Source organism: Zoogloea sp. (assembly GCF_041904905.1).
Lineage (GTDB): Bacteria > Pseudomonadota > Gammaproteobacteria > Burkholderiales > Rhodocyclaceae > Zoogloea.
In genome coordinates this window covers 21,783-28,548 of the sequence record NZ_JAYRMI010000052.1, presented here as the reverse complement: position 1 = coordinate 28,548, position 6,766 = coordinate 21,783, and the positions used below count along the sequence as shown (strand labels likewise).

5 protein-coding genes are annotated in these 6,766 nt (G+C 69.1%); 1 reads left to right on the top strand and 4 read right to left on the bottom strand.

Annotated elements, in window-relative coordinates; genetic code table 11:
- Positions 1–296 precede the first annotated feature (296 nt).
- On the top strand, positions 297–2,255 hold the full coding sequence (locus ACE3N6_RS13955) for a tetratricopeptide repeat protein (RefSeq protein WP_374246385.1): 1,959 nt from the start codon (positions 297–299) through the stop codon (positions 2,253–2,255).
- 450 nt (positions 2,256–2,705) lie between these two features.
- Here ACE3N6_RS13955 and ACE3N6_RS13950 read toward each other — a convergent pair whose 3' ends face one another.
- The 4 genes from ACE3N6_RS13950 to ACE3N6_RS13935 are packed head-to-tail and all read right to left on the bottom strand — an operon-like array spanning position 2,706 to position 6,596.
- Complete coding sequence (locus tag ACE3N6_RS13950; protein ID WP_374246384.1) at positions 2,706–3,431, bottom strand: fumarate reductase iron-sulfur subunit; 726 nt, start codon at positions 3,429–3,431, stop codon at positions 2,706–2,708.
- Between the two features lie 35 nt (positions 3,432–3,466).
- Entirely contained in the window at positions 3,467–3,796 is a 330-nt protein-coding gene (locus tag ACE3N6_RS13945) for a 2Fe-2S iron-sulfur cluster-binding protein (RefSeq protein WP_374246383.1), read from the bottom strand.
- Complete coding sequence (locus ACE3N6_RS13940; RefSeq protein WP_374246382.1) at positions 3,793–5,772, bottom strand: fumarate reductase flavoprotein subunit; 1,980 nt, start codon at positions 5,770–5,772, stop codon at positions 3,793–3,795. The genes ACE3N6_RS13945 and ACE3N6_RS13940 overlap by 4 nt, the downstream gene beginning before the upstream one ends.
- Before the next feature lie 2 nt (positions 5,773–5,774).
- Positions 5,775–6,596 (bottom strand): fumarate reductase cytochrome b subunit, encoded by an 822-nt coding sequence (locus tag ACE3N6_RS13935; protein ID WP_374246381.1) that lies wholly within the window; start codon positions 6,594–6,596, stop codon positions 5,775–5,777.
- Between the last annotated feature and the right edge of the window lie 170 nt (positions 6,597–6,766).

The window sequence follows — 6,766 nt, the reverse complement described above, 5'->3', positions numbered from 1 at the left end:
GGGGGGCTAACCCCCACACCACCACACCCCGCCACCCCACCGGGACTGGGGTTTGGTCGGGTTAGCCCGCAGGGCGTAACCCGACACCACCACCCCGCCCACCCGGCCGGCCCCCGCGAGCGAAGACGGCCAGGCACGGGAAACGATGCCGTCGGAGACGATCGCGCCGCATCGTCGCGCGGGCATGTCGGGTTACGCCCGCTGGGCTAACCCGACCTACGAAAGGACTGGCGCCCCCACCGCCCGCCCATTCCTGCGCTATGCTCCCGGCAAACCATCGCGCAAGCACCCGACCGATGAAGACCGCCCGCCACCTCCTCGCCCTTGCCCTCCTCGCCCTTGCCCTCGCCGGCCCAGGCAGCGCAGCGGACAAATCCGTCCCCGAATCCGACTTCAACGCCTACAAGGAACTCGCCCAGGTCAAGCTGGACGCGGCGAAGGAGAGCCTGCAGAAAGACGTCGCCGCACTGGGCACGCGGGTGGATAACCAGGACAAGCGGATCGACCAGCAGGGAAGCCGGATCGGGGATGTGAGCATCTGGCTCACCGCCTTCTCTGCCCTCGTCAGCGTCGCCCTTGCTGCCATCGGTTTGATCGCTTACGTCTCCGTCAAGAGCCGCGCCCGCGATGAAGCGCAAGCTGTCGCAAAGGAAGAAGCCCCCAAAACCGTCAAGGAGTGGCTGGCCACCCATGAAGCCGAACTCCGGCGCCGCATCGGCGACGCCGAGCAGGCCGCCCAGACCGCGCAGGAACACATCGCCAAGCTGGAAACCGAGATCGCCGAACTGCAAGCACAGGCAAGCGCCCATATCCACGCCGTGCGAGAGCGCGTGGCAGCGGAAGGCGACAAAGTCACCGAAGCCATACGTCTGATAGGGGAGCGGATGGGCAAGCCAGACTCCACGGCAGCCCCGATCCCCCCCGACCTGCTCGCCGCGCTCGAACGCTCCGCCGCCGCCCTGAACCGGAAGGACGAAGGCGAATACACCTTCGACGACTGGAAGCGCCGCGGCTACGCGGCCTATGGAGAGGACAAGAAAGCCGAAGCGGCCGAGGCGTGGCGGAAGGCCGCCGACATGCCGGATGCACCGGCGGAAGCCGCCGCCCAAGCACTCTTCAACGCAGGACTCGCCCTCGGACAACTCGGGCGCACCGACGAGGCCATCGCCGCCTACGATCTCGTCGAGGCCCGCTACGCCAAGGACACCGCCCCCGCCTTGCGCGAGGCAGCGGTAAGAGCGCTCTTCAACAAGGGCTACGCCCTCGGTCAGCTCGAACGCACCGACGAGGCCATCGCCACCTACGAACTCGTCGAGGCCCGATACGCCAAGGACACCGCCCCCACCTTGCGCGAGCAGGTGGCAATGGCGCTCGTCAACAAGGGCTACGCCCTCGGGCAACTCGGACGTGCCGATGAGGCCATCGCCGCCTACGAACTCGTCGACGCCCGCTACGCCAAGGACACCGCCCCTGCCTTGCGCGAGCAGGTGGCAAAGGCGCTCGTCAACAAGGGCTACGCCCTCGGACAACTCGGACGCAGCGACGAGGCCATCGCCGCCAACGAACTCGTCGAGGCCCGCTACGCCAACGACACCGCCCCCGCCTTACGCGAGCAGGTGGCAATGGCGCTCTTCAACAAGGGCAACGTCCTCAGACAACTCGGACGCACCGACGAGGCCATCGCCGCCTGCGATCTCGTCGAGGCCCGCTACGCCAAGGACACCGCCCCCGCCTTGCGCGAGCAGGTGGCAAAGGCCCTCAACAACAAGGGCAACACCCTCGGACAACTCGGACGCACCGACGAGGCCATCGCCACCTACGAACTCGTCGAGGCCCGGTACGCCAAGGACGACACTCCAGCCATGCGCAAGCGAGTGGCAAGAGTGCGGAACAGCAAGGGCTTCACCCTGCTGTGTCGGGCCAAGGCGGAGTGGGCCGCGCTGGACCAGCGGCAAGCCGACCTCGACCTCGCTGCCAGCCTGTTCGAGCAGGCGGAAGCAGACATCGATGACAAGCCGATGGTCCTCGGCAACCGCGCCTACTGCGCCCACCTGCGGGGCGAGCCGGTCGAGGTGGTCCGCCCGCTGCTGGAGCGGGCGCTGAAGGACGGCGGCGAGCGGCTATACACTGCCACCCTCGACGACCTCGCCCTTCACCCGGTGCCGGAGGACGCGGCGTTCCACGCCCTGCTGGACGCGGTGTGGGCGGCGCTGCGGGGGGAAGACCCGCCGGGGGCGGCGCCTGGGGCCGCTTGAGCGCTGCGCCCGGCCGGCCTTTCGCAGGAAAACCGCTCCGGGCTCCGGCTTGATTGCCCGGCAGCTTTTTTCCTGCGCCTTCGGGCCAAAATTTAATACCTCGACGGTATTAATTTTTGGCCCGCCGATTTCTCCGAAAATACCTCCAGGCAATTAATTAATTCCAGATCCGGAAAACCGCTGGCCGTCTCGGGATTAATTAATGGCCGGCGGCCTCTCGATAATTGCCACCTGGCCGGGCCTCTGCGTGAAAAAGGGATTTTCCTGCAGGGTTTCGGAATTTTTTATCTCCGCGGCGGGATCTTCCTCGGGAGGATCGGCCCAGGGCTGGGGCGAGGGGGGATTTGCCTGGAAGGGCGCGGGGTCTTGCTGGCCGGCTTTGTCGTGGGGGCCGGGTTGATTGGTGGTTCGGTGGGGTGGGCGTGTCGGGCGGGTGCCCGACACCTGGGCTTACAGGACGCCCACCTTCACCATCTTGCGCCGCAGAAACGCGATCTGCGTCTGCAGCGACAGCCCTTTCGGGCATACGTCGTGGCAGCCCAGCAGGCTCATGCAGCCGAACACGCCGGTGTCGTCGCCGATGAGGTCGTAGAAGTCGTCGTCGCTGCGGGTGTCGCGGGGGTCGAGGCGGAAGCGGGCGATCTTGTTGAGGCCGACGGCGCCGACAAAATCCGGGCGCATCTGGGCGGTGCCGCAGCCGGCGATGCAGCAGCCGCATTCGATGCAGCGGTCAAGCTCGTAGATGGCTTCGGCGAGGGCGGGCTCCATGGGCGCCTCCACCGCGGTGAGGGGGGCTTCTTCCTGGCTGTGAATCCAGGTTTCGAGGCGTTCGGCGGTGCCGCGCATCCACTTGCCGGTGTTCACCGAGAGGTCGCCGATCAGCTCGAACACCGGCAGGGGCGCCAGGGTGACGAGGGGGTCGAGGTCACGGGTGAGGCAGCGGCAGGCCAGGGTGGGCTTGCCGTTGACGAGCATGGCGCAGCTGCCGCAGATGCCGGCGCGGCACACGAAATCGAACTGCAGCGAGGGGTCGAGGCGCTCGCGGATTTCGCCCAGGGCGAGGAAGAGGGTCATGCCCTCGGCCTCTTCGACGAGGAAATCCTGCCAGTGGGGGGCGATGCCCTCGCCCGGGCTGCTGCGCAGGATGCGCAGGGTGAGGCTGCGGGGGGCGCTCATGGCGGGGCCTTTCGCGGGGGGGGTCGGGGGCGGGTTCAGTGGCCGCCGCGCACGGGGGTGCGCAGGCCGTCCCAGCCTTCGGCGTGGATGCCGGGGGCCACGGCGATGTCGCGGCCCAGGTCGCGGACGAAGGCGGTGCAGGGCACGCCGGGCACCCCGTTGATGGTGACGCTGCAGGTGTTGCAGGCGCCCGAGTGGCACATGAAGCCATCCACCCAGGTGGGCGGCAGCGCGCCCTTGGCCTGCTTGATGGCGCCCAGCAGGGTCAGGTCGGGGGCTTCGACGATCTCGACCGGGGTGGAGCCGCCGGTGAGGGTGCGCAGGTGGAGGGTGACGGTGCGGACGTGGGACATGGGGGCGTTCATGATGTGGCGTCTCCGGGCCTTTCGTTGCGGCCCCGGTAACGCTCGGGCAGCAGGTGGTCGAAGGGCATCAGGGCGTGTTGCAGGGTGTATCGGTCGGCGTGGCCGAAGGCGCGGCGGATGGTGTCGATCTCGCTCGCGCGGCGGGCCGTGGCCGGGTGTTCGATGGCGTTGCGGGCGCCGTAGCCGCGCCAGCCGGGGGGCAGCTCCATGGCGGCCACGTCCAGGTCTTCCCAGGCGAGGGTGGGCAGGGTGGCGTCGCCGTGCCAGGTGGCGAGGGTGCGCTTGAGCCAGTTCGCGTCGTCGCGGGCGGGGTAATCCTCGCGGTAGTGGGCGCCGCGGCTCTCGGTGCGGGTGAGCGCGCCGTGGGCCACGCACAGGGCGAGCTTGAGCATCTTCTGCACCCGGTAGGCGGACACCAGTTCGGGGTTGCTGCCGGGGCGGCGGGTGGCGATGCCGATGTGGCGGCTCTTCTCCAGCAGCTGCTGCAGTTCGGTCACCGCGGATTCGAGCAGATCGCCGCGGCGGAAGATGCCCACCTTCTCGGTCATGATGTCCTGCATCCGTCGTGTGAGTTCGGTTGCGCTTTCGCTTCCGTTGCCATGCAGCAAAGTGTCGAGCTTTGCCTGCTCCCGTTCGAGGAACTCCCGCACGAGGGCGGTGGAGACATGCAGATCGCCTGCGGCGGATTCCACGAAGTCGGCCATCTTCTCGCCGACGATCATGCCGGCCACCACCGTCTCGGCCACCGAGTTGCCGCCCAGCCGGTTGAAGCCGTGGAGATCCCAGCAGGCGGCCTCGCCGCAGGCAAACAGGCCGGCAAGGCCGCGGGCGTGGCCGGCGGCGTCGGTGCGGATGCCGCCCATGGAGTAATGCTGGGCCGGGCGCACGGGGATCGGGTCGCGGGCCGGGTCGATGCCCAGGAAGTGCTGGCAGATTTCCTTCACCTCGCGCAGGCGGCCGTCGATGTGGGCCTTGCCAAGCAGGGTGATGTCCAGCCACAGGTGCTCGCCGAAGCGGGTCTTCACCCCGTGGCCGGCGCGGATGTGCTCTTCCATGCGCCGCGACACCACATCGCGGGAGGCCAGCTCGCGCTTTTCGGGCTCGTAGTCGGGCATGAAGCGGTGGCCCTTGGCGTCGCGCAGCAGCCCGCCGTCGCCCCGACAACCTTCGGTGACGAGGATGCCGGCGGGGAAGATGGTGGTGGGGTGAAACTGCACCGCCTCCATGTTGCCCAGGGGCACCGCGCCGGTCTCCAGCGCGATGGCGGCGCCGATACCTTCGTTGATGACGGCGTTGGAGCTGACCCGGTAGATCCGCCCGAAACCGCCGGTGGCGATGCAGGTGGCCTTGGCCACGTAGGCGGAGAGGTCGCCGGTGACGAGATCGCGCACGATGGCGCCGTGGCAGCGCTGACCGTCGTGGATCAGGGCGATGGCCTCGGTGCGCTCGTGCACCGGGATGCTTTCGGCGATGGCCTGGTCGGAGACCGCGTAGAGCATGGCGTGGCCGGTGCCATCCGAGACGAAGCAGGTGCGCCACTTTTTGGTGCCGCCAAAATCCCGGGCGGCGATGAGGCCGTGCATGGCGGCGGGCTCGGTGAGCGTCACCCGCTGGCCGTCCATCACCACCTCGCGGGGGCCGGCCTGGATGCGGTTCCAGGGCACGCCCCAGGCGGCCAGCTCGCGCACGGCCTGGGGGGCGGTGTGCACGAAGAGGCGCGCCACCTGCTGGTCGCAGCCCCAGTCGGAGCCGCGCACGGTGTCTTCGAAGTGCACGTCCTCGTTGTCGCCGGCACCCATCGCGGTGTTGCCCAGGCTGGCCTGCATGCCGCCCTGGGCCGCGGCGGAGTGGGAGCGCTTGGGCGGAACGAGGCTGAGGATGGTCACGTCGTGGCCGCGGCGCCGGGCGCCCACGGCGGCGCGCAGCCCGGCAAGGCCGCCGCCGATCACCAGCACGTCGGTGTAGTGGATGCGCATGGTCAGCCCCGGGCGGCCTTGGCCGCGGTGGGCACGTAAGGTTCGCCGGCGCGGTCGGCGTGGGCGATGCCCAGCTGCACGTAGGCCAGCAGGGTGACCAGGCCAAGGCCCACGAAGAACACGCTGAAGGCCGTCTTCACCGCCCGCAGGCGGCGCCGGCTGGCAGCCGGGTCGCGCCCTTCGAGCCAGCCCCACTTGAGGGCCAGCCGGTACAGGCCGACGCTGCCGTGAAGCTCGACCGCGAACAGCAGCAGCAGGTAGAGCGGCCACATGGTGCCCGTCCAGATACGGTCGGCGGATTCATAGGGGCCGATCAGCTCGGGATGCACCAGCATGCCGTAGAGGTGCACCGTGCCCAGGAAGAACAGCGCAAAGCCGGTCCACAACTGCAGCCACCACAGGCCGGTGTCGCTGTGGCGCAGCTGCCGGCGATGCTCGGCGAAGGCCCGGTACTGGCGCCAGTTGGCGGGAAACTTGCGCAGCGCCAGCCACGCGTGGCCGACGAACACCGCCAGCACGAAGCCCACCACGCACGAGACGACCCACGGCTGGGGCGTGCCGAACAGCCAGCCGGCCTCGAAGAAGCGGGCGACGGTGTAGAAGGCATCGTGGCCGATGAGGATGGACGACACGAAGAACATGTGCGCCACCAGAAAGACCGCCAGGAACAGCCCGGAGGCGCTCTGGAGCAGGTCGAGCCGGGCCGGCCAGCGGCGCTTCGCGCGGCGCCGGGCGGCGTGGGCGGAGGGGGCGAGCGCCGCAGGCAGGGCCGGCGCGGCGGCGTCGGGCTGGAAGAGCCCGGTCTGTTCGATGGAGCGTGTCATGAGGAGAAGACCCGGTGATTCGACCACCAGCCGGCTGACGGTGCCCTGCCTTCTGCCGAGGGCAGGGCCCTCGCGGCACGGCACGCCCCGAACCCACAGGTTCGAGCCGGCGCCTTGTCTCCTCTTTTCTCTCTTGGGCTACGACATGTGTCGGCGGCGCAGGGTCAAAC